At 47.9% G+C, this 23,216-nt stretch carries 17 protein-coding genes; 15 read left to right on the top strand and 2 right to left on the bottom strand.

All coding sequences use genetic code 11. The features are described from left to right. Nucleotide 1: 1 nt before the first annotated feature. Nucleotides 2-973: a peptide-methionine (S)-S-oxide reductase MsrA gene (gene msrA / locus C557_RS0109140; protein WP_026263388.1), complete on the bottom strand. Its 972-nt coding sequence runs from the start codon at nt 971-973 to the stop codon at nt 2-4. A 455-nt stretch (nt 974-1,428) separates the two neighbouring features. Here msrA and C557_RS0109135 point away from each other — a divergent pair, with 455 nt between their 5' ends. The 6 genes from C557_RS0109135 (at nt 1,429) to C557_RS0109110 (ending at nt 7,233) form a co-directional block, all read left to right on the top strand. Then, nucleotides 1,429-2,139, top strand: coding sequence for a TerC family protein (locus C557_RS0109135; protein ID WP_018751555.1), 711 nt, complete (start codon nt 1,429-1,431; stop codon nt 2,137-2,139). A 193-nt stretch (nt 2,140-2,332) separates the two neighbouring features. Further along, the gene (locus C557_RS0109130; protein ID WP_018751554.1) at nt 2,333-2,650 is read left to right on the top strand and encodes a winged helix-turn-helix transcriptional regulator; all 318 of its coding nucleotides are present in this window, start codon (nt 2,333-2,335) and stop codon (nt 2,648-2,650) included. Between the two features lie 60 nt (nt 2,651-2,710). Then, complete coding sequence (locus C557_RS0109125) at nt 2,711-3,277, top strand: FAD-dependent oxidoreductase (protein ID WP_018751553.1); 567 nt, start codon at nt 2,711-2,713, stop codon at nt 3,275-3,277. A 294-nt stretch (nt 3,278-3,571) separates the two neighbouring features. Continuing rightward, nucleotides 3,572-6,010, top strand: coding sequence for a nitrite reductase large subunit NirB (gene nirB / locus C557_RS0109120; protein WP_018751552.1), 2,439 nt, complete (start codon nt 3,572-3,574; stop codon nt 6,008-6,010). A 23-nt stretch (nt 6,011-6,033) separates the two neighbouring features. Then, complete coding sequence (gene nirD, locus C557_RS0109115; protein ID WP_018751551.1) at nt 6,034-6,378, top strand: nitrite reductase small subunit NirD; 345 nt, start codon at nt 6,034-6,036, stop codon at nt 6,376-6,378. A 72-nt stretch (nt 6,379-6,450) separates the two neighbouring features. Continuing rightward, nucleotides 6,451-7,233: a formate/nitrite transporter family protein gene (locus C557_RS0109110; protein WP_018751550.1), complete on the top strand. Its 783-nt coding sequence runs from the start codon at nt 6,451-6,453 to the stop codon at nt 7,231-7,233. A 196-nt stretch (nt 7,234-7,429) separates the two neighbouring features. On the opposite strand, the gene C557_RS0109105 is transcribed toward C557_RS0109110, so the two are convergent. Then, nucleotides 7,430-8,146 carry a Crp/Fnr family transcriptional regulator gene (locus C557_RS0109105; protein WP_018751549.1) on the bottom strand — a complete coding sequence of 239 codons (717 nt, stop codon included), beginning with the start codon at nt 8,144-8,146 and terminating at the stop codon, nt 7,430-7,432. 440 nt (nt 8,147-8,586) lie between these two features. Here C557_RS0109105 and adhE point away from each other — a divergent pair, with 440 nt between their 5' ends. The 9 genes from adhE to nagZ all read left to right on the top strand — a co-directional run bounded on the left by adhE (nt 8,587) and on the right by nagZ (nt 23,069). Continuing rightward, nucleotides 8,587-11,202 carry a bifunctional acetaldehyde-CoA/alcohol dehydrogenase gene (gene adhE, locus C557_RS0109100; RefSeq protein ID WP_018751548.1) on the top strand — a complete coding sequence of 872 codons (2,616 nt, stop codon included), beginning with the start codon at nt 8,587-8,589 and terminating at the stop codon, nt 11,200-11,202. Nucleotides 11,203-11,452: 250 nt separating this feature from the next. After that, nucleotides 11,453-13,714, top strand: coding sequence for a formate C-acetyltransferase (pflB, locus tag C557_RS0109095; protein ID WP_018751547.1), 2,262 nt, complete (start codon nt 11,453-11,455; stop codon nt 13,712-13,714). Between the two features lie 118 nt (nt 13,715-13,832). Beyond that, entirely contained in the window at nt 13,833-14,573 is a 741-nt protein-coding gene (pflA, locus tag C557_RS0109090; protein WP_018751546.1) for a pyruvate formate-lyase-activating protein, read from the top strand. 207 nt (nt 14,574-14,780) lie between these two features. Beyond that, complete coding sequence (locus C557_RS0109085; protein ID WP_018751545.1) at nt 14,781-16,166, top strand: extracellular solute-binding protein; 1,386 nt, start codon at nt 14,781-14,783, stop codon at nt 16,164-16,166. Nucleotides 16,167-16,249: 83 nt separating this feature from the next. Then, a complete protein-coding gene (locus C557_RS0109080) occupies nt 16,250-17,134 on the top strand; it encodes a carbohydrate ABC transporter permease (protein ID WP_018751544.1) in 885 nt (294 codons plus the stop codon). Next, nucleotides 17,134-17,961: a carbohydrate ABC transporter permease gene (locus C557_RS0109075; protein ID WP_018751543.1), complete on the top strand. Its 828-nt coding sequence runs from the start codon at nt 17,134-17,136 to the stop codon at nt 17,959-17,961. The genes C557_RS0109080 and C557_RS0109075 overlap by 1 nt, the downstream gene beginning before the upstream one ends. 47 nt (nt 17,962-18,008) lie before the next feature. After that, nucleotides 18,009-19,853, top strand: coding sequence for a cache domain-containing sensor histidine kinase (locus tag C557_RS0109070; protein WP_018751542.1), 1,845 nt, complete (start codon nt 18,009-18,011; stop codon nt 19,851-19,853). After that, nucleotides 19,828-21,435, top strand: a complete 1,608-nt coding sequence (locus C557_RS0109065) for a response regulator (RefSeq protein ID WP_018751541.1) — start codon at nt 19,828-19,830, stop codon at nt 21,433-21,435. Before C557_RS0109070 ends, C557_RS0109065 begins: the two co-directional genes overlap by 26 nt. Nucleotides 21,436-21,446: 11 nt before the next feature. Next, nucleotides 21,447-23,069 (top strand): beta-N-acetylhexosaminidase, encoded by a 1,623-nt coding sequence (nagZ, locus tag C557_RS0109060; RefSeq protein WP_040676675.1) that lies wholly within the window; start codon nt 21,447-21,449, stop codon nt 23,067-23,069. Nucleotides 23,070-23,216: the final 147 nt, after the last annotated feature.

Raw genomic sequence — 23,216 nt, 5'->3', positions numbered from 1 at the left:
TTTAATCCTCGAACAGATACAGGTATTCTCCGTATCCTTCCTTGACGAGGTTGTCCTTGGATATGAACCGCAAGGCGGCCGAATTGATGCAATATCGTAACCCGGTTGGCTCGGGGCCGTCCTCGAACACATGACCCAGATGGGAATCTGCCAGTCTACTGCGCACCTCAGTGCGAATCATGGCGTGGCTGGTGTCGGTGTTCTCTTTGATGGCATAGCTTTGCAGAGGACGGGTAAAGCTAGGCCAGCCACAACCGGCATCATATTTGTCCCGGGAGCTGAATAAGGGCTCGCCTGAGACGATATCGACATAGATTCCTTCTTCTTCCGTATCCCAATATGCTCCGGTAAAGGGACGTTCGGTGGCATTATTTTGCGTAACTTCAAATTGAATAGGAGTTAGCTGCTTCCTCAATGCTTCGGGATCGGACGGGCCGTACCAATGCTGGGCCAGGAAGTCCTCGCGACCGGAAGCTTTGCGGTAGAGCTTGTAATGTCCTGCATTCTTGTGGTGATATTGCTGATGATATTCCTCGGCGGGGTAGAAGGTTGCCGCAGGAAGAATTTCGGTTACGATCGGTTTATCGAACCGACCGCTTTGCGCAAGCTCCTGCTTGGAAGCTTCGGCATCAATTCGTTGTTGCTCGTCGTAGTAAAAAATGGCCGTACGGTAGGATTCGCCGCGGTCATGGAATTGCCCTCCTTCATCGGTGGGGTCAATCTGCTGCCAGAAAAGCTCAAGCAGTTTGCGGTAAGGAAATATAGCCGGATCATACGTAATCTGTACGGCTTCATAATGTCCGGTGTTACCGGCACAGACTTCCTCATAAGTCGGATTGGATGTGTGTCCGCCCGTGTAACCGGAAATAATGGCATGAATGCCGGGCAGTTCCTCAAATGGGGAGACCATACACCAGAAGCAGCCTCCTGCAAAAGTGGCCAATTTAAAGTGGGAATTTGATTCTGAATTCATCGCCTAGATCCCTCCGTTTCGTATTTTCATTATAGCGGCTTTTCCTGAAAACCCAAAATGCGTTTTAAAAAGGCTGGTGCTCTTGGGGGGCACGTGCTATAATAATCCCGTTGATCATGCATGGTTCCCAAAGGGGAGTAGCTGTTACAATAAAGTCGTCAATACGGGAGTCATACATACCCCGGCTTTATTGGCAACCAATGAGTTGTTAGCGAGACCTTTGCCCTAGCGAGTATTGGGTAAGGGTTTTTTGATGCGGATTTTGCGTCGTGCCCGATACGGACACGGCGTATTTTTTTGGAGGAAGGCTGGAGTTTCTTCCCGTAGCTTTGGCTGCATGAAATGCTTTGCTGACAGCAAAACTAATTCTGTTTGCGGTAGTGGCGGCTTCGCACAGAAGAATTCCTCCGACTAAGAAGGGTTCCCAGCATGGAGAAATAGAAAGGGGAGAAAATATGGAATTATTGACACCTGAGTTTTGGATGGCGTTATTATCCATCATTCTGATCGACCTCGTCCTTGCCGGGGACAACGCTATTGTCATTGGCCTTGCCGCCAGAAATGTTCCGAAGAAAGACCAGAGAAAGGTTATTGTATGGGGGACGGTGGGTGCCATCGTCATCCGGGTTATTATGACCTTGCTAGTGGTACAACTGCTCTTGATTCCTGGCTTGCGACTTGCCGGAGGGCTTGCCTTGATATGGATCGCTTATCAATTGCTGGTCGACGAGAAAAGTCATGATATCAAAGCAGGTAACCAGATGTGGGCAGCCATTCGCACGATTATCATTGCTGATGCCATGATGGGGCTTGACAATATTCTGGCTGTGGCTGGTGCGGCCCATGGTGACAATCTTCTTGTCATTATGGGACTTGCTGTTTCTGTTCCGATCATGGTTTGGGGCAGTACGATGATCCTGAAGCTGACGGAACGCTTTCCGGTCGTCATTACTATCGGTGCTGCTGTGCTGGCCTGGACCGCATCCAAGATGATTGTGGCCGAACCGATAATTCATGGATGGTTTGCCAGCGGATGGCTTAAATACAGTTTTGAAATCCTGGTTATCCTCGCTGTTGTAGGATTGGGTACGCAAATGAAGAAAAGAAGAGAGAAGCTGCGCCAGGATGCGCTTCAGGCTGCTCAAGCATCACAAGCCTCGCGGTGATAATTCGCCCTGAAGTATGCCCGGTATAAGTCACTGCGAATGTAATATACTATAGTAATTAGCGGCCGTCGCCAAGGCGGCCGTTTTTTTAAACCGAAAGGTTCCCCCTTACTTTATTCGTTTAAATATGCTAATATGATATATACTAACTAAATGTAAGCATTTAGCTGGCCATGATTAATGAGGTGATGTTATGGAAGAGCATTCTCATGCGATGTGTCCGCGTTTCGAATCGGCTTTTTCCTTTCTGGGCAAGCGCTGGAACGGGTTGATCATTAGGACACTGATGAGCGGGCCGAAGCGATTCAAGGATATCTCCAATCAGATTCCTTCCATGAGTGATAAGATGCTATCGGAACGGATGAAGGATTTGGAATGTGAAGGAATTCTAATAAGACATGTGTATCCCGAAACGCCGGTGCGGATTGAATATGAATTGACGGACAAGGGAAGAGCATTGCGTCCGGTTATGGAAGAGGTTCAGAGTTGGGCTTCGGAATGGATTAAGTGATTGGCATGCCGTTTCAGGCTAGCTGAAACGGCATGAATAATATAGAAAGTGGGTGTACTTGTGGCTGAGATTATTGTAATTGGAGCAGGGCCGGCCGGAGCCAGTGCAGCACTCTTTTTGGCCAAGGCGGGGAAAGAGACGCTCGTCCTGGACGGCAACGCCAGCATGACTAAACGGGCATGGATTGAAAATCATTATGGTGCCAAGGAGATTTCCGGACCTGACTTGCTGAAGATCGGACGGGAACAGGCTGAGAAATTCGGCGCTAAATTCATTGAGGAAAAGGTAATTGCGATCGATACCAATGGTGGCTCCAAGGTCACCCTGAAGACGGAATCTGGCCGCAGCTACGAAGCCTCTCATATCATTCTGGCAACAGGTGCGATCACGGAACTTGCAAGCGCTACCGGCCTGGAGCTTAAGGAAGGTCGCGAACCTCGCATCAAGAAAGTGATTGCTACAGATGGTGAAGGCCGTACCAGCATACCGCGTGTTTGGGCAGCAGGAACTGTGGCTGGTGTGAGTGTGCATACAATCATTACCGCCGGGGATGGCGCCAAGGTTGCGATTGAATTGATCAGCGAATTAAATGGCGAACGTTACGTGGACCATGATGTACTTAAATGATCATTCATTATACATGATTTAATTATTACGCTTGCAAGAGAGGTCTTCCGAAAGGGAGGCCTCTTTATTTTGCTCTGAATTCATCGCTGATATTAAAGTTTTTGTCGAGAAAAGCAATGACTAATATCACAATAATCGATAAAAGTATGACAGTATATTATGATTCGTTTCACAAAAGTTGTGAATGGAATCACAATAACTTCTTTCTGGAGTTATACACTTTTAGTATAGGATTCATTTTGAAGCTTTAAGCTGCATGATGTGAAGTCAGTTTGAACAGGAGGAGGCAAATCAATGAATAAAGACAAAGAGAAATTGATAGTGATTGGTAACGGAATGGCCGGAATGAGCGCGGTGGAGCAAATACTCAAATTGACATCAAAGTTCGATATTACCGTCTTTGGTAGTGAGCCTTATCCCAATTACAACCGGATTATGCTCTCGTATGTACTTGAAGGCAGTAAGACAATGGATGATATTGTACTGAATGATTTGAACTGGTATAAGGACAATGACATTACATTGCATCTCGGAACAATTGTGGAGCGTATAGATGCAGAGGCCAAGGAGGTTGTGGCGGAGAATGGGCAACGCGTACCTTATGATAAGGTATTGATTGCTACTGGCTCAAATTCATTTATATTACCGATTCCCGGCAGCGATAAAGAAGGAGTTGTGGGATTCCGTGATATCGCCGATTGTGAGCAGATGCTGGATGCGGCAAAAACCTACAAGAAGGCTGCGGTTATCGGTGGCGGATTGCTTGGTTTAGAGGCAGCCAAAGGGCTGGTTCAGCTGGGCATGGACGTAACGGTGGTCCACTTGATGGACGACCTGATGGAACGTCAGCTTGATCCCCAAGCTTCAAGCATGTTGAAGGCTGAACTGGAACGTCAGGGAATTAAATTCAAGATGGGTGCGCAAACCTCGGAGCTGCTGGGGGATGTGAGGGTAACTGGTCTGCGGTTCGCCGATGGAACTGAGCTTGCAGCCGAGTTCGTCGTGATGGCGGTAGGCATCAAGCCTAATGTAGCGGTTGCCCAAGCAAGCGGACTTGCGGTCAATCGGGGAATCGTAGTCGATGATTTCATGCAAACGTCGCTGGAAGGCGTCTATTCGGTTGGAGAATGCACGGAGCATCGGGGAATTTGCTATGGACTGGTTGCTCCGTTGTTCGAGCAGGGCATGGTGATGGCCAAGCATATCAGTGGGGTCGAGACTGCTCCGTATGTTGGTTCAGTCGTATCGACCAAGTTGAAAATTTCCGGAGTTGACGTGTTCTCTACCGGAGAGTTTCTGGATGGACCAGAGCATACGGTAATTGTAAGCAAGGACGAGTGGAAGCGTACCTATAAGAAAATATTGCTGAAAGATGGCAAGCTGGTGGGCGCGGTGCTCTTTGGAGATATTTCCGATTCAGCCGAGCTTCAAAAGCTGATCAAGCAGCAGGCGGAGATGACCGAGGAATTATACGGCTCATTAATGGGAACCGGTTGCTGTGGTGAAGGCGGCAAGAAGGGCGCTTCTGTGGAAGCGATGGCCGATGATGAAATTGTGTGCGGCTGCAACGGAGTAACAAAGGGGACTATTGTCGAGGTCATTACGACCCAAGGCTTGACGACGGTGGATGAAATTAAGGCTTGCACAGGGGCTACCCGCTCCTGCGGCGGCTGTAAACCGGTCGTTGAGCAAATATTGCAATATGTATTGGGCGATGGCTTCACGCAAACGGCCAAGCAGGGCATCTGTGGTTGCACAACACTGAGCCGGGATGAGATTGTTGCGGAAATCAAGGAGAAGGGTCTGCAAACGACCAAAGAGGTCATGAATGTACTGGGCTGGGATCAACCGGAGGGTTGCTCCAAGTGCCGGCCGGCCATCAACTATTATCTGGGCATGGTATATCCGGATACGCATGAGGACGAGAAGGAATCACGTTTTGTCAATGAACGAATGAGTGCCAATATTCAGAAGGACGGTACGTATACGGTTGTGCCGCGGATGTATGGGGGGGTTACGACACCGGAGGACTTGAAAAAAATTGCTGATGTTTCCCTCAAATATGACGTGAAGGTAGTAAAGGTTACGGGCGGCCAGCGCCTTGATTTGATCGGAGTGAAGAAGGAAGACGTGCCTAAAGTATGGGAGGAGCTCAACATGCCTTCAGGCTACGCCTATGCCAAGTCGCTGCGGACGGTGAAAACCTGCGTTGGCTCCCAGTTCTGCCGATTCGGTACCCAGGATTCAATGGGGATGGGAGCCTTGCTTGAGCGTAAATTTGAGCGGCTTGATTTTCCTGCGAAGTTTAAAATGGCTGTTAACGGCTGCCCACGCAATTGTGCCGAGTCATGTACCAAGGACATTGGCATTGTGGGTAACGATGGGGGCTGGGAGGTCTTTATCGGCGGCAACGGTGGCATCAAGGCGCGACTGGCCGATTCGCTTTGCAAGGTCAAGACGGACGAAGAGCTGATTGAATTATGCGGAGCCATCATGCAATATTACCGCGAAACCGGCAATTATCTGGAAAGAACGTCGGAATGGGTAGAGCGCATGGGGTTGGAGCATATCCATGCCGTAATAGTTGAGGATATCGAGAATCGGAAGCAGCTTATGGGACGGATCGAATTTGCATTGGAGCAGGTGACTGACCCATGGAAGAAGATGTTAAAGGATGAAGGAAGCCGGGACAAATTGTTCCACAGCCTGGAAGTCAGCAACCAGTTGAACTAATGATACGAAGGGAGAGCATGACGATGAAGAGTCGGGAGATGAAAGAACAATTTTATCTGGCAGGTCCGGTAGAGGAATTCCTGCCACAAATCGGGCGAGTAATTGAAGTAGAAGGACAGCAGATTGCAGTCTTCCGCACCTCGAATGATCAAATCTTCGCCGCGTTGAATCAAAGCCCGCATCCTAAGGGAGGGCCTATTGCTGAAGGAATCGTGTCAGGTCATTATTTATACGATCCGCTGTATGATTGGAAGATTGATTTGACAAGCGGCCAGGTTCAAGCTCCGGATAGCGGGCAGCTTCATATAGTACCAGTCAAGGTGGAGAACGATCAGGTCTGGGTAGCAGCGCTGCAGGAACAGGTTTAAAAGCGATCATCTGGGCGCGGTGGGAAGAATCGGAACACCGCGCTTATGTATATTTACAGGGAGGGGAAGCCATTGTTTTCTTCTAATATAGAAGCGCTAGTGGAATCAGCCGTCAAAAAGAAGGATAAAATGAATGAAAGCTTGCTCAGGTATTTTGTATCGGCAATGATGGCCGGTGCTTATGTGGGCTTAGCCATTATTTTAATCTTTAGCATCGGGGCTCCACTTGCGGCTGAGAAGTCCCCCTATCAAATGATGCTGATGGGGATGTCCTTTGGCTTGGCATTGACCCTGGTTGTCTTTGCTGGCTCTGAGTTGTTTACGGGCAATAATATGTTTTTTACCATAAGCACCTTGGCAAGACGTACGACGGTGCGCGACACGGCCAAGAACTGGAGTCTCGTATTTTTGGGCAATCTGGCCGGGGCAGTATTGCTCTGCCTGTTAATTGTCGGTAGCGGACTATTCAAGAGCGCCACACCGGAGCACTTAATATTTGCCGCTTCTGCTAAAAAGATGAGCGCGCCTGTGACGGAGTTGTTTTTCCGGGGTATTCTGTGTAACTGGCTGGTATGTCTTTCTTTATGGATGGCTAATCGGACAAAGGAAGATATCGCGAAGCTGGTGCTGCTGTGGTGGTGCCTCTATGCGTTTATCGCGAGTGGTTACGAGCATAGTGTAGCCAACATGACATTATTAAGCCTGTCACTCTTGTTGCCCAATCATCCAGAGACAATTACGCTTGCGGGATGGGCGCATAATATGGTGCCGGTTACGCTGGGGAATATGGTCGGCGGCGCTGTATTCGTAGGCATGGCCTACTGGTTTGTCTCTCCGCTGCGTAAACGACCATAGAGCGTATCAACCTATGTTCAATGAGCTATAAGGCCAAGTTATAATAGAACGGAATCTGGCTCCTCTGCATTTAGCAGCGGAGCCTTGATTATTAATCGCAGCTTGCAGCTAAGAACCACTGCACAGCAAAAAAACCGTCACCAACAAACCGGGGGGACGGTTGTAACAGGCTGAGAGCTATAGCAAAGCCGATGGATTAAATGCGGCAAATTTCATTAGGGCACAATTCGCAGTGGCAAATATCCTGCAGCATAACGAGGTCTTTGATTACAATCATGCCGTTCTCGTATTCCAATGCATCTTTCTTGCGAAGATCACTTAGCATACGGTTAACACTTTCTCGCGTAGCGCCAATCATATTAGACAAATCTGTATGCGTTATCTTCTTGTTGATCAAAATGTTGTCTCCATGCGGCTCGCCATACGTATTGCTGAGGCGAATCAGTGTGGAGCAGAGCGCACCCGGCTTGCCGTACATCATCAAGTCACGGAACTTGGTTTGCGTCAACCGATGATGAATACCCATCCATTTCATAAAGTCGATGGCAAAATCGCAATGCTGGCAAATCATAATCTCCAGATCCTTCTGCTCGATCACGCCAACTTCACAATCTTCAATAATCTCGGCGGTGAAGCTGTGCTTCGTACTGAAGAAAGGGTCGGCTTGCCCAACCATATCGCCGCGACCGTACATATAAAGAATCAATTCCTTGCCTTCATCGGTGGATTTGGTCAATTTCACACGGCCACGCTTGATGTAAAACAGTTTATCGGAAAAATCACCTTCCCAGAACAAATGCGTTCCCTCGGGATATGCTTTGTCTTTCATTGTGACAAGAAGGCGGTTGAAGTTTTGCTCTGTGAAACAGCTCGTATTGCCGCGGGGCAGGGTGGCACTTACAATTTCACTCATCATTGATTTCCCCTTTGTACTCCAAATTTTTCTGAAAATTTTAAATTAATTATATAACGTTTCTTTTGATTTTTGGGACTCGTAAAGGCTGAAAAAGTGTCGAAATTTCAACATTGTGAGAAAATTCACTTTATAAAAAAAAGCATACGCAATCCCAACGGCAAAAATAAAGGCAGAAAAAGGCTGCTTGAATGACCTGAAAAAACAACACTAATGTAAAGTATATATGAAAATAAAATCAGAACAAGTGAAAAGTTTCAATCTTTTTAAAGTATGTGAAATAATTCACTATACAAACGAAAAACGCTGTGATATGATCAAACCATAAAGAGAAGCACATCAGCTTCCGAAGGTTGGACCTGTAAGTGAAAATTTTCACTATATTAGAAACTTTCACCCACAGCAGGCACTTCCTTACTACTTTTAGGAGGATGAGAGAGATGGCCGTTAAAAACGAAGTGGCAGCAAAAACTCAACCCACTGCAGAGGACTACATTCAAACTTTGATCAACAAGGGTAAAAAAGCATCCGAGGCTTTCATGAGCATGAACCAAGAGCAAATTGACAGCATCGTACAAGCTATGGCGCTGGCTGGACTCGACAAGCATATGCACCTGGCAAAGCTGGCGATTGAAGAAACCGGACGTGGTGTTTACGAAGACAAGATCATCAAGAACATGTTTGCTACCGAGTACATCTACCACAGCATCAAATATGACAAAACGGTAGGCGTTATCGAAGACAACGATTTCGACAGCTTCCAGAAGATTGCCGAGCCCGTCGGAATCATCATGGGGATTACTCCGGTAACCAACCCGACCTCGACGACCATCTTCAAAGCCTTAATTGCAATCAAGACTCGTAATCCGATCATCTTCGGCTTCCATCCATCCGCACAAGCTTGTAGCGCGGAAGCCGCTAAAATATTGCTGGAAGCTGCGGTGAAGCATGGCGCTCCTGCAGATTGCATCCAATGGATTGAGAATCCGTCGATGGACCGTACCAATGCGTTGATGAATCATCCTGATGTGGCTTGCATTTTGGCAACCGGGGGTTCGGCGATGGTGAAGGCGGCATATAGCTGCGGCAAACCGGCGCTTGGCGTAGGTCCTGGTAACGTGCCTTGCTTCATTGAGAAAAGTGCCGATATTAACCAAGCGGTTAACGACCTGATCCTTTCCAAAACATTTGATAACGGCATGATCTGTGCTTCTGAACAAGCGGTAATTATCGAAGAGCCTGTCTTCGATCAAGTCAAGAAGAAAATGATCGCTAATGGCTGTTACTTCGTTAATAAGGATGAAGCAGCTAAATTAACCGCAGGCGCTATCATTGCTGAGAAATGTGCTGTAAATCCGGCGATCGTTGGGCAACCAGCCAGCAAAATTGCCGAAATGTGCGGCATTGATGTACCGGCAGGCACTAAAATTCTGGTAGCTGAAATCGAAGGTGTTGGAACGAAATTCCCGCTGTCTGCCGAAAAGCTGAGCCCGGTTCTGGCTTGCTACAAAGTGAAAAATGCCGAGCAAGGCATCGAGCGTGCGCTTGAGATTGTTCATTTCGGAGGCATGGGTCACTCTTCGGTCATTCATTCGAATAACGAGGACATCATTCAAAGCTTCTCTGATCGGATGCCAACATGCCGGGTCCTGGTCAATCAGCCTTCTTCGCAAGGCGGTATCGGCGACATCTACAACTCCAACCTGCCGTCGTTGACACTGGGCTGCGGATCTTATGGACGCAACTCCACATCGTCAAACGTAACAGCCGTCAATCTGATCAATGTGAAAAGGGTGAATCGTCGTACCGTGAATATGCAATGGTTTAAAGTGCCAAGCAAAATTTACTTTGAAAAGAACTCGACTCAGTATCTTGCCAAAATGCCGGATATCTCGCGTGTATTGATTGTTACTGACCCAATGATGGTTAAGCTGGGATATGTAGAAAGATTGGAGCATTACCTGCGTCAACGTCAAACACCAGTCGCTATCGAAGTATTCTCCGAGGTCGAGCCTGATCCATCGACAACAACGGTAGAACGTGGTACTGAGATGATGGCAAGGTTCCAGCCGGACTGCATTATCGCACTCGGCGGCGGTTCGCCGATGGATGCTGCCAAGGGAATGTGGTTGTTCTACGAATATCCGGATGAAGACTTCTTTAACCTGAAACAAAAATTTATGGATATCCGCAAACGTCTTTACAAGTATCCAAAACTGGGACGCAAAGCTAAATTCGTAGCGATTCCGACAACGTCCGGTACAGGCTCCGAAGTAACTTCGTTTGCCGTAATCACTGATAAAATCAATGGTAACACCAAATATCCTTTGGCTGACTACGAGCTGACGCCAGACGTGGCTATCATCGACCCTGTATTTGTCTACAGCTTGCCGAAGACAGCCGTGGCTGACACCGGTATGGATGTATTGACTCATGCTATTGAAGCTTATGTGTCCGTAATGGCCAATGACTATACAGACGGGTTAGCCATCAAAGCGATTCAATTGGTGTTCGAATATCTGGAACAATCAGCATTGACTGGAGATAAGCTGGCTCGCGAAAAAATGCATAATGCTTCAACTATTGCCGGGATGGCTTTCTCGAATGCATTCCTGGGCATTAACCACAGCTTGGCGCACAAATGGGGCGGCCAATATCATACGGCTCATGGACGCACCAATGCGATTCTGCTGCCGCATGTCATTCGCTACAATGCTATGAAGCCAACGAAATTTGCCGCTTGGCCTAAGTACACCAACTTTATTGCTGATGAGCGTTATGCAGAGATTGCTCGTATTCTGGGTCTGCCTGCCCGGACTACTGAAGAAGGCGTCAAGAGCCTGATCAAAGCTATTCGCGATATGAATAAGAAGCTGGGCATTCCGGAAACTTTCCAAGAGCTTGGATTTGATCCAAAGGATTTCGAATCGCGTGTTGACTACCTGGCAGACCGTGCATTTGAAGACCAATGTACAACGGCCAATCCTAAGCTGCCACTCGTAACCGAACTGGCTGAAGTCTACCGCGATGCCTTCTACGGAAGATTTGAAAAATAAGTGAACAAACCTGTTTGGAAACGTGACAAATATCACTTAATGTGATGTTTGTCACAATCTTTTTTGGGTAGTTAAGCTATGATTACAGTATAAATGATCCCTCATAGATTTATGACGGACTGGACCCGGAAGTGATATCCGGGCGCAACTTTTGTAAAAGTTGTGAAAAGTATCACAAATTTTAAGGGATCATGAGGCGCGGAATAAATCCTTCAGTCCGCGACCACTATATAATATGGAGGGAATAAAGATGTCGGTGATCGAAAAAGAAGTTAAAGATGTGCAAGCTGCATGGAGAGGGTTTAAACCCGGCAAGTGGATGAATGAAGTAAATACTAAAGATTTTATTGACACGAACATCACGCCTTACCATGGTGACGAAGCTTTCTTGAAAGGTGCAACTGCCAACACGAAAGCACTGTGGGAAATCGTATCGAGCTTGTCGAAGAAAGAAAGAGAAGCTGGCGGTGTGCTGGATGTTGATGTGAATACACCTTCCACCATTACTTCTCATGCTGCTGGATATCTGGATAAAGAAAAAGAACAAATCGTTGGCGTACAAGGTTCTGCTCCTTTCCAACGGACAATTCGTCCTAACGGCGGGATCCGGATGGTTATTACCGCTTGTAAAGCCTATGGCTTCGAGCTTCCAGAAGAGATTGTAGACCTTTACACCAATGTTCGCAAAACACATAACCAAGGCGTATTCGACGCTTATACTGCAGATATGAGAAATGCCCGTCATACAGGGATTATCACAGGCTTGCCAGATGCTTACGGCCGTGGCCGTATCATTGGTGACTATCGTCGTGTATCTCTTTACGGCGTGGACTTCCTGATTGAACAAAAGAAACAAGAACTTAAAGAGCTTGAAGTTGACGTGATGAACGAAGCGGTAATTCGCCAACGTGAAGAGCTGTCCGAGCAAATTCGCGCTTTGGGCGAGTTGAAGCAATTGGGTGAAATGTACGGATTCGATATCTCCAGACCAGCTAACAATGCGAAAGAAGCTTTCCAATGGCTGTACTTTGGCTATCTGGCTGCTGTGAAGGAACAAGATGGCGCTGCAATGTCCCTTGGACGTGTATCTTCGTTCCTTGACGCTTACATTGAACGTGATCTGGCTGAAGGCGTGTTGACTGAAGAGTCCGCTCAAGAACTGGTTGACCACTTCGTCATGAAATTGCGTATCGTCAAATTCTTGAGAACTCCAGAATACAATGAGCTTTACAGTGGTGACCCTACCTGGGTAACTGAATCTATCGGCGGGATGTCCGTTCAAGGCGTAACCCGCGTAACAAAGAACAGCTTCCGCTTCCTGCATACGCTCGACAACTTGGGAGCTGCTCCAGAACCAAACCTTACGGTTCTCTGGTCCGAACAATTGCCAGAAGCCTTCAAGAAATATTGCGCTAAAGTATCGATCGAAACCAGCTCAATTCAATACGAAAACGATGATCTGATGCGCCCAATCTATGGCGATGACTATGGTATTGCCTGCTGCGTATCTGCAATGAAAATCGGCAAACAAATGCAATTCTTTGGTGCTCGTGCGAACCTGGCAAAATGTTTGCTGTACGCGATTAACGGTGGTAAGGACGAAAGATACGGCACGCAAGTAGCTCCAGAATATCCAGCCGTGACTTCTGAATACCTCGACTACGATGAAGTCATGAAACGCTTTGTTCCCATGATGGAATGGTTGTCTAAGCTGTATGTTAACACGCTGAATGTAATTCACTACATGCATGACAAATACAACTACGAACGTATCGAAATGGCGCTGCATGACCGCGACATTCTGCGTACCATGGCTTGCGGTATCGCTGGCTTGTCAGTGGTAGCCGACTCCCTGAGCGCGATCAAATATGCCAAAGTTAAACCGATTCGCAACGAAAACGGAATCGCGGTTGACTTTGAAATTGAGGGTGAATATCCTTGCTACGGTAATAATGACGACCGTGTTGATAAAATTGCCGCTGATCTGGTTGAAAAATTCATGAGTATGATTCGTAAACATCCAACATACCGTGATGCTCTGCCAACACAATCGATCTTGACAATTACATCTAACGTTGTATATGGTAAGAAGACAGGAACTACGCCAGATGGACGTAAAGCGGGCGAACCATTTGCTCCAGGTGCGAACCCAATGCATGGCCGCGATAAGAAGGGTGCACTGGCTTCCCTGAGCTCTGTTGCAAAACTGCCTTACGAGCACAGTCTGGATGGTATTTCCAATACCTTCTCCATTGTACCGAAAGCACTGGGTAAAGATGAAGATTCCCGTAAATCAAACCTTGTATCGATGATGAACGGATATTTCGGTAGCCATGCGCATCATCTGAACGTTAACGTATTTAACCGGGAGCAACTGCTCGACGCGATGGATCATCCTGAGAACTACCCGCAATTGACAATTCGTGTCTCGGGTTATGCAGTTAATTTCATCAAGCTGACTCGCGAACAACAACTGGATGTTGTAAACCGCACATTCCACGGTAAAATGTAAGTAACCTGTCCGTTGACAGGCAGTTAAATAGTTCAAATAAAGGGATGAGGAGAGTGGCAGGCGTGCCTTTCTCCTCATTTGCTTATCATTTGAATGATTATGGAGAGGGTGACGGAGAATGCTCAAAGGTCGAATACATTCATTGGAGACATTCGGAACGGTAGATGGGCCAGGGATTCGTTTCGTGCTCTTTATGCAGGGGTGTTTGCTTCAATGCCAATATTGCCATAATCCGGACACATGGAGTTTGACTGAAGGCTCCGAGATGACGGTGGAGGAAGTATTAGCGGAGATCGAACCTTATTTGAATTATTATCGTACTTCCGGTGGAGGGATCACGGTTTCCGGGGGCGAGGCGACATTGCAGGCTCCCTTCGTAACGGAGTTGTTCCGGGAAGTGAAGAAACGCTGGAATCTGCATACTACATTGGATACCAACGGCTACAATGATGGGGACAAGATTAAGGATTTGCTTGATGTGACTGATCTGGTATTGCTGGATTTGAAGCATATTGATAACGAGAAGCATATCAAGCTGACGGGTAAACCCAATGATCGGATGTTGAAGATGGCTCGCTGGCTGTCTGATCACGATCATCCTATGTGGATTCGCCATGTATACGTGCCAGGCATTCATGATGATGAGCAGGATTTGCTGGAGCTTGGACGTTTTGTAGGCAGTCTTCGTGGCGTGGACAAATTTGAAATACTGCCTTACCATCAAATGGGTGTTTATAAGTGGCAGGAATTAGGCTGGGATTATCCGCTGGAAGGGGTACCTTCTCCTACGGATGAAGAGGTGGAGCGGGCATACCGACTGATCCATGAGGGAGAAAAACAAGCCGTTATCAATAAATAAGAATGTAATGTATTCTAACATAAAACCTCATATTTTTAGCCGAAACGGTTAGACCTTTCATTTATATGTCAGGTTTAACCGTTTTCATTTTGTATTTTAGATGATATTATCCCCTTAATAGAAAAATGTCCTCCTTACCAAAGGCGCTTGTGCTTCCTATAATGAGGGTATTCCAATATTTTGTTCTTTTGAGGAGGGTCTAGAAACATGAAGAAGAGTTTAGTATTGCTGCTGTCTCTTGTTTTCATCGCATCCGCGATATTGGCGGGTTGTGGAAACTCCGGAAACAAAACAAATAATACTCCTGCCAATGAAGGCCAGGGGACGACGAACAGCGGGGCAGGTGAGAGCACAGCGAAGGATGATCCGTTCGAGATTACGATTCGGCACACTCAAGTGGGGGAATCCAAGAAATTCCGCTTGGCGCTGCTTGAAGATGTTGTGAAGCAGACGGAAGCGGCTGTACCTGGCTTGACGATCAAGCTGGATGCGGTGGATTCCGAAGTTAACCGCAAGGAGAAGCTGCGTGGTGAAATGGCTGCTGGCAAACCACCGGAAGTGTTCGATGTATTCGGTAGCCCGGATGCTGCTCTCTATGCCAAGGAAGGCCTGATGCTGGACCTCACACCAATTATTGAGGAATTAGGTATCAAAGATAAATTTACGACACTGGATCCCTTTACTCATGAAGGCAAGGTTTATGGCTTGCCGATCGGGGGATCGATTGAAGGCTATTTCTATAATAAAGAATACTTTGAGCAAAAAGGCTTGACTGTTCCAAAGACGTTAAGCGAGCTGGAACAAATCGCCGAGAAGATCAAAGCTGACGGTAAGATTCCTTTTGCGCAATCGTCCAAGGATGCATGGATTCCGTTAATGACCACCAACAACCTGTGGTCGTATTATGCCGGGCCGGAAATTACTTACGGCTTCAAGACAGGGAAAACGAAGTGGACGGACGACAGTATGATTCAGGCGATTGCCAAACATAAGGAATGGGTGGAGAAGGGCTACTATAAGAAAGGTGAACTGGGCTTTGAATATGCGGATATGAGAAATCAGATTATTACTGGAGAAGCCATGATGATGATGGATGGCTCCTGGGCTAACTCGGTATTCCGTGATCCGGAGCAAGCTGGTGATATGGTAGGCAAGATTGGTTATTTTAGTATGCCTCCGGTTAACGCAGGCGACCCCGTTGTGGTTATGCAGGACGCTAACAACGGATATGGCTTCTCGAATGCCGTATCGGAAGATCCTCGTAAGCTGGAAGCTGTTAAGCAGTTCATCAAAAATATGTGGACCGAGGAAATGCAATTGCGTGGATTGAAGGAAGATGGCGTATTGCCAGCGATGAAGATGGATCTGGAGCAAATGAAGACGGCATCGGATGATCCGCTCATGCAAGATATCTTCAAGGGTGTCAGTGAAATTAGCACCTCCTTCCCGGCATTTGATGCTTTGGTGCAGGCGGAAGTAAATACAGCGCTTAGCATGGGGATTCAACAAATCATTGGCGGTGAAATCGAACCGGCCAAGATGCTGGAGAATGTGCAAGCAGCTCAAGAAGCTGCCAATGCGACAGGGGAATAAAGCAATTACATTGATGAGTTGAAGCGAGGGCGTCACCTGCCATAAGCGGGGACGCTCTTACTTCCAACCACGGAGGTTATGGCATGAACAAGGCGCTCAGGAACCCGCTGATTTACAGCTTGTTTGTTCTTCCGGCATTTATATTGTTTTTGGCATTTTTTATTTATCCGATATTTACAGCAATTAACAACGGCTTCACTAGTTGGAACGGGATTTCCAAGAACGTAACCTACATCGGCATGGATAATTATGTGATGGCTTTTCAGGATATGGCCTTCTGGAAATCGGTGCGCAACAATGTCTATTTCATTTTATTTTCATGCTTGATTCAGGTACCCTTGATTATCTTCTTCTCCTTATTGATTGCTAATGTCAAGAAATTCAAAGGTCTATACAAGACGGCTGTTTTTATGCCATCCATTATGTCTACAGCGGTTATCGGTATTTTGTGGGGCTTTATTTACAATCCTGACTTCGGCTTGATGAATGAAGTGCTCGGTATTTTTGGTATTGATCCCATCTATTGGCTTTCCGACAAGAACTGGGCTATGATCGCCATTCTGATCACCAATGCCTGGCAATGGACCGGCTTCTATATCGTGATGGTACTGGCTGCGATCTTATCGATTCCACGGGAATTGGATGAAGCGGCAGCTATTGATGGTGCCAACGGTATCCAGCGAGCTTGGAAAATAACGCTTCCGCTGATCATGCCGATTATCTCGGTGGTCATTATGCTGTCGATGGCCGGAGCGATGAAAGCAGCGGATATTGTGTTGGTTATGACCAAGGGGGGACCGGCTGGCTCCACAGATGTCATGGCGACCTATATGATCCGGTATGCGATCACCAGCTTCCGACATGGCTTTGGCAATGCGATTGCCGTGCTAATCTTCTTGTTCACCATCATCATTACCGTAGTGTATCAGATAGTTGTAGCACGACGTACAGAAAGGATTGAATACTGATGAGAGTGCTGAAAAAGACCATTCCGCATATATTTCTGATGGCATATCTGCTCGTTATCCTCTATCCCTTTCTGTTTGTGTTGTTCTCATCCGTCAAGACAAATAACCAGGCAATTGCCTCTAACCCCTTTGGCTTGCCATCATCCATTACTTTTGACAATTACGTTAATGCGTGGGTGAATGCGCGGATCAGCACTTACTTTTTTAACAGTTTGTATATTGGGGTATTGTCTGCATGTCTCTCGATTCTGTTGGCGGCGATGCTGGCCTTTGCGGTCACAAGAATGCGCTATAACCGGATCAGTGCCATCGTCTTCCAACTCGTATTGCTGGGGATGCTGATTCCGAACAATTCCTTGCTCTTGCCAATTTACGGCATTATGAGCAAGCTGGGTGTGCTGGATACGCATATGGCGCTGATATTGCCTTATGTGGCGAACGCCATTCCCTTCTCCGTCATTATTCTGGCGGCCTTCATGCGTTCAATTCCGGGCGAGATTGAGGAGGCGGCTGTCATGGATGGACTTGGTTCGGCAGGGGTGTTTGTCCGCATCATCATTCCGCTCACGGTTCCAGCTATTGTCACGGTGTTTATCATCAATTTCCTCGGCAACTGGAATGAATTCCTGCTCGCCAACTATTTTCTGTCCGATGATGCGTTGCGTACGCTCCCGGTGGGGATGGTCGGCTTCCGCGACGCTTACAATACCAACTATGCGCAAATGTCGGCGGGAATTGTCTTTAGCGTGGTGCCCGTGATGGTGATTTACGCGATATTGCAGGAAAAAATTATTGAAGGTGTAACGGCGGGCAGCGTAAAAGGGTAGCGGCATCGTGATAAAATAGAGTTACAATCTATGGGGAGCTGCTGCCATTGAACCTGCGGATTAAATTATTTACCGCTTTTCTGGGCCTGGTTATCATTCCTTTGTTCATCCTGGGTATTATTACCTTCTTTGTTACATTCCGTTCGATCGAAACGAAATATAGCCAGCAGACGGAATATTCACTTAAGTCGATTGGCTATAGCATCAAGAATGTATTTCAAGAGATGGATAATGTGACGGATAACGGGATTGCCAAGGGAGTGTTTCAGGCTGCACTATCCGCCAAGGACCCTGATACTCAGGACTTGACGGCAACAACTCAGTTAGAGCTAAATGCCAATCAAAAAAACTTCCGCTCTCTGCTCTATAGCCACCCTGCTATTGACTACGCTTTCTTGTACAATATCCACGGGGGAAGGAAGTCGAATGTAACAGCCATTTTTAATAAAGAAAATTTTGCGACACTTCCCTTTGAGCAATTTCGCGAGCATCCTTTGTACCATGAGGTTATGTCTTTAAATGGTCAGCCGAAGTGGATTGCTCCGCACGAATATCCCGAATTTACCGGGTCTGACAAGGTATTTACACAAATTCGTCTGATCAAGGAGCTCAGCAACCTGGAACGAGTTGGCGTACTAGTGGTGCAAATCAAGAATTGGGAGCTTGAGAAGATTTTTACGAATTTGAAGCTGGGCAGCAATATGCGGGATACCCGTTTTATGCTGGTCAACAATGATGGACTGATTCTATACGACTATCAGGATGAACTGGACGGGCAGCAACTAAGCGCTTATATGTCTAGAGAGTGGCAGTCCGGTCAAGCTTATCGAAGCTTTAAGAGCAAGTTTAACGGTCAGGAGAGCGTAGTCTCCATTTACAAATTGCAGGACTTCTCGTGGAGCCTGGTGTCCATTACTTCCTGGAGCTATTTATCTCAGGAGGTGATGACCTTTGCCAAATGGTTCGTAGCGATCATCTGTATTTGTGTGTTGACGGCGATGTTGTTCAACTTTATTTTCATGAATCGAATTACCGGGACAATCGGTGTAATTGTTCGCTTCATGCGTAAGGTAGAAAGCGGTGATCTGGGCGCACGAGTGGATGAAAAGGGCGATGACGAGCTGTTGCTGCTGCAAAAGGGCTTCAATAATCAGATGGACAAAATTAATAAACTGTTCGAGCAGGTCAAGCGTGAGCAATTGCAAAAGGCGAATGCGGAGCTACGGGTGCTGCAAGCGCAGATCAAGCCGCATTTTCTATTCAATACCTTGGAATCCATCAATGTGCTGGCCGTGCAGAATGAAGGACGCAAGGTAAGTGAGATGGTGTTGCGTCTGGCTAGCATTTTGCGTATCAGCATTCAGGATAAGGAAGAGATCGCACTGCGGCTGGAAGTGGAGCATTTACGCAACTATCTGGAAATTCAAAAATTCCGTTTCGATGATTTGTTTGATTACAAGCTGAATGTGCCGGCCGAAATGATGGATTGCCTGCTGCTTAAGCTGACCCTTCAGCCGTTGGTAGAGAACTCGATTCAACATGGCTTTGAGGGGATTGATTATAAAGGGCAAATCATCGTGACTGGAACGCTGGAGCCGAAGCGAATTTTACTGCGGGTCGAAGATAATGGAATCGGGATGACCAGTGAGCAGTTGGCCAGCATTCAGTATGCGGAGATAGACGAGTCGGCAGATCAGACGCTTGCCCCCTATCCGAGTCACGAGCGGCGAGGGCTTGGACTTCGCAGTGTCTACGATCGACTGAGATTTCAATATGGGGCGAAATACGGCTTGTTTATCTGTTCGCAGCCTGGACAGGGAACGATAATACAGTGTGTAATACCTAGATATGGGGCGGGTGATACCGATGAGATTGAAGGCGCTGTTGGTTGACGATGAGATTCATATTCTGAGCAACCTTTCAAAGGTGCTGCCTTGGGAAGACATGGGATTTGAAATCGTTGGTTTGGCGAAAAATGGGAGGGATGCATTGGAAACGGCTTCCGAGCATCATCCCGATTTGATCTTAAGCGATATTCGTATGCCGATTATGGATGGAATCATGCTGTTGCAGCAGGTCAGAGAGCGGAAGATCACCTGCGAGTTCCTGCTGCTGACCGGCTATCAGGAATTCGAATATGCGCGTACGGCGATACGGTATGGCGTCAAGGACTACATATGCAAGCCCATCAATTATGTGGAGCTTGAGGACACCGTGCGCGGCATTGCCAGGCAAATCCGGGAAAAACGCAAAACGCTCAATAAGGAGCGGCGGTTGAATCAAGTTGTCGATTTGGCAAACGAGAATTTTCTGCTGCATTCTTTACTGGGTCAGGAGACGGATCGGGAGGACCTGCTTTGGGAGGAAGAGGATGGAGTGATGCTGCAACCTTCTTACGCCATGCTGCTCATTGATCTGGAGGGGTACTCCCATCGTTCCATCACTTGGACGCTTCATGAGCGGAAGGCGTGGAATCTGCACATCAGGCATGCGCTCAGAGAGCGGTTTGGGGAAATGCTGCCAGGTATGACAGTTCTGCAAATTCGGGAGGGCGAATGGTGTCTCGTATTTGCCATGCAGCCTGGAGACGAGCCTTTGACTAAGGAAATTCTATACCCCGGCTATGAGCGGATACAACGCGTGGTTCGAGACAAGGAAGATTTTCCGGTTCGCATCTGTCTGGAGTCCCGCCCCCATCCTTTACAGGAATTATCCATGGTCTATCATCAATTAAGAAAGAATTTAATTCTGAACAAAGACCAGGATTGGCTAGTGGAAATTAAAGCCCATGGGATAGACGAACAACCGTCAGAATCAAGCCGAACGGAGGTCCGCTGGGGATGGATTGAGCAGCTTGGGACCGTACTGCGTAACGGCAACCATGAAGCGCTTGAGCATATTGCCTCAGAGCTGCGAACTTATGTCGGTTGCTTGGAAGAACAGGGGGCAGGGACGGCGGAGAAGCTGCTGCACTACTTACTGATTCATTTGCTGAGGGAGATGCGCGAACTGCATATGCTGTCAGGAGAACAGGAGGCGGCCTTATGGCAAAGGCTGCAGCATCCGCTGGATATTCAGGAGCTGCTATCCCTGATTGTGTCGCTTATTGATCAGTCCCGAAGCTCTCTCTCAGCCAAGAAATCCTCCGAATTGTTGATGATGTCAGCGCAGAACTATATTCAAAATCACTTGGGCGATGACTTCGGAATTGAGGATATTGCCGATTATTTAGGAATTAGCAGCAGCTACTTTTGCTTGCTGTTCAAAAATCATTTTGGCGAAACCTTTGTCGAGTTTTTGACGAAACAGCGTATGGAGATAGCCAAGTGCTTGCTGCGCAGCAGTGAGCGTTCCATTGCCCAAATCGGCAGCTCGATTGGCTACCAGGAACGTCGTTACTTCACCAAGGTTTTTCAGAAGTATACGGGGATGACCCCATCGGACTTTCGGATCAAGGAAACAAGCGTGTCTTGAAGGAATGGGGGATGCAGGTGAATTTAACAAAATGGAGTCTGGAAGAGAAGCTGGGCCAGCTATTTATTTGTGGGTTCCACAGTCCGGAGCCCGACGAGCAAATCCAGACCTTGGTAGGACGTTATCATGTTGGGGGGATCGTTTATTTCCGGCGTAATATTAAATCCGCAGCTCAGCTTGCCGATTTGTCGCAAAGCCTGCAGCAGCTTTCGCGTCATCATCAGGAGGTGCCGCTCTTCATCTCTATTGATCAGGAAGGGGGCATGGTCGCCCGGCTGGATCATGAAGGGATGAGCCGGATTCCCGGCAATATGGCGTTGGGAGCGGCGAATGACCCCATGTTAACGGAGGAGGTTGCCAGACTTGCGGCACGGGAAATGCTGGCGCTGGGCATTAACTTCAACTTTGCTCCCTGTGTCGATGTGAACAATAATCCGGCTAATCCGGTAATCGGGGTTCGCTCGTTCGGCGAGCATCCCAATCGGGTGGCGGCTCACGGTACGGCGGCCATCCGCGGGTATCAACATGAGGGGGTCATTGCGACGGCCAAGCACTTTCCCGGCCATGGGGATACGGATGTGGATTCTCATCTGGGCCTGGCCAGTGTTCCTCATGATAGGCAACGGCTGCGGCAGGTGGAATTGCTGCCGTTTCGTGCGGCTATTGAGGCAGGGGTAGACGCCATTATGACCGCTCACGTCATCTTCCCGGCCTTTGAACCGGAGGAGGCTCCGGCTACCCTGTCGCGGCGGGTTCTGACGGATCTACTGCGCGGTGAATTAGGTTATGATGGAGTGATCATCACTGATTGTCTGGAAATGCAGGCCATCGCTCGCCATTTCGGTGTGGGAGAGGGAGCGGTACGGGCCATTGAAGCTGGAGCCGATCTGGTACTGGTAAGCCATACGTTGGCAGACCAGATCGCTGCGATTGAAGCGGTGACCGCAGCCGTACGCAGCGGACGAATTAGCGAAGAGCACATCGACCGCTCCGTCGAACGTATCCTGGCCTTGAAGCAGCAGCGGCTAGGCAGCTCGCGGCCGCTGGAAGCTAGCACGGGTGCGGCAACCATTCCGTTAACGCCGGAAGCAGAGAGCGGGGATATCCTGCGCCGTGCGGCAGAGGGAAGCGTCACGCTGGTGCGTGATGATGGGAGTCTGCCAATTCGGCTGGATCAGCCGGTGTTGGTGGTCTGGCCTGAGCTTCGGCATACGACCGAGGTAGATGAGCCGGCGGTGTATACGTATACGTTGGCCGAGGCTTTACAACCACTGCATTACCAGGTAGAGGTGGCGGTCATCGGCGTGTACGCTTCAGAGCAGGAGATCAATACCGTATTGGAACGGAGCGCTGAGTTCGCCCAGGTTGTAATAGCTACCTATACAGCGGTAGGAGAACTGGATCAGGGACAACAAACCCTGGTACAGAGATTGCTGCAGCAATTCGGGGGCAAGCGGATCATTGTCGTTTCCACACGTAATCCTTATGATCTACGGGCATTTCCGGAGGTGGGCACTTATTTGTGCTTGTACGAGAATCGGCCACCCGCACTTGATGCCGTTGCCAGAGTGCTCGTCGGCCGCCTGCAGCCGCAAGGCGTTTTGCCAGTCAGCCTGACTATGAATGGCAAGTAAGAGGTAGTTCCAAAAAAGGGAGGTCCTTAAAATCATCACAGGATGATTTTAAGGACCTCCTTTAATTTTAATGATATCGGCAAGCACATATTTCGGTTTTGACTCAAAAGAAGAGCTAAATAAATAATATGCGAGATTCACTTGATT

Source organism: Paenibacillus sanguinis 2301083 = DSM 16941 (genome assembly GCF_000374825.1).
GTDB lineage: Bacteria > Bacillota > Bacilli > Paenibacillales > Paenibacillaceae > Fontibacillus > Fontibacillus sanguinis.
The sequence above is the reverse complement of the archived record's forward strand: the minus strand, read 5'-3'. Positions and strand labels throughout refer to the sequence as shown.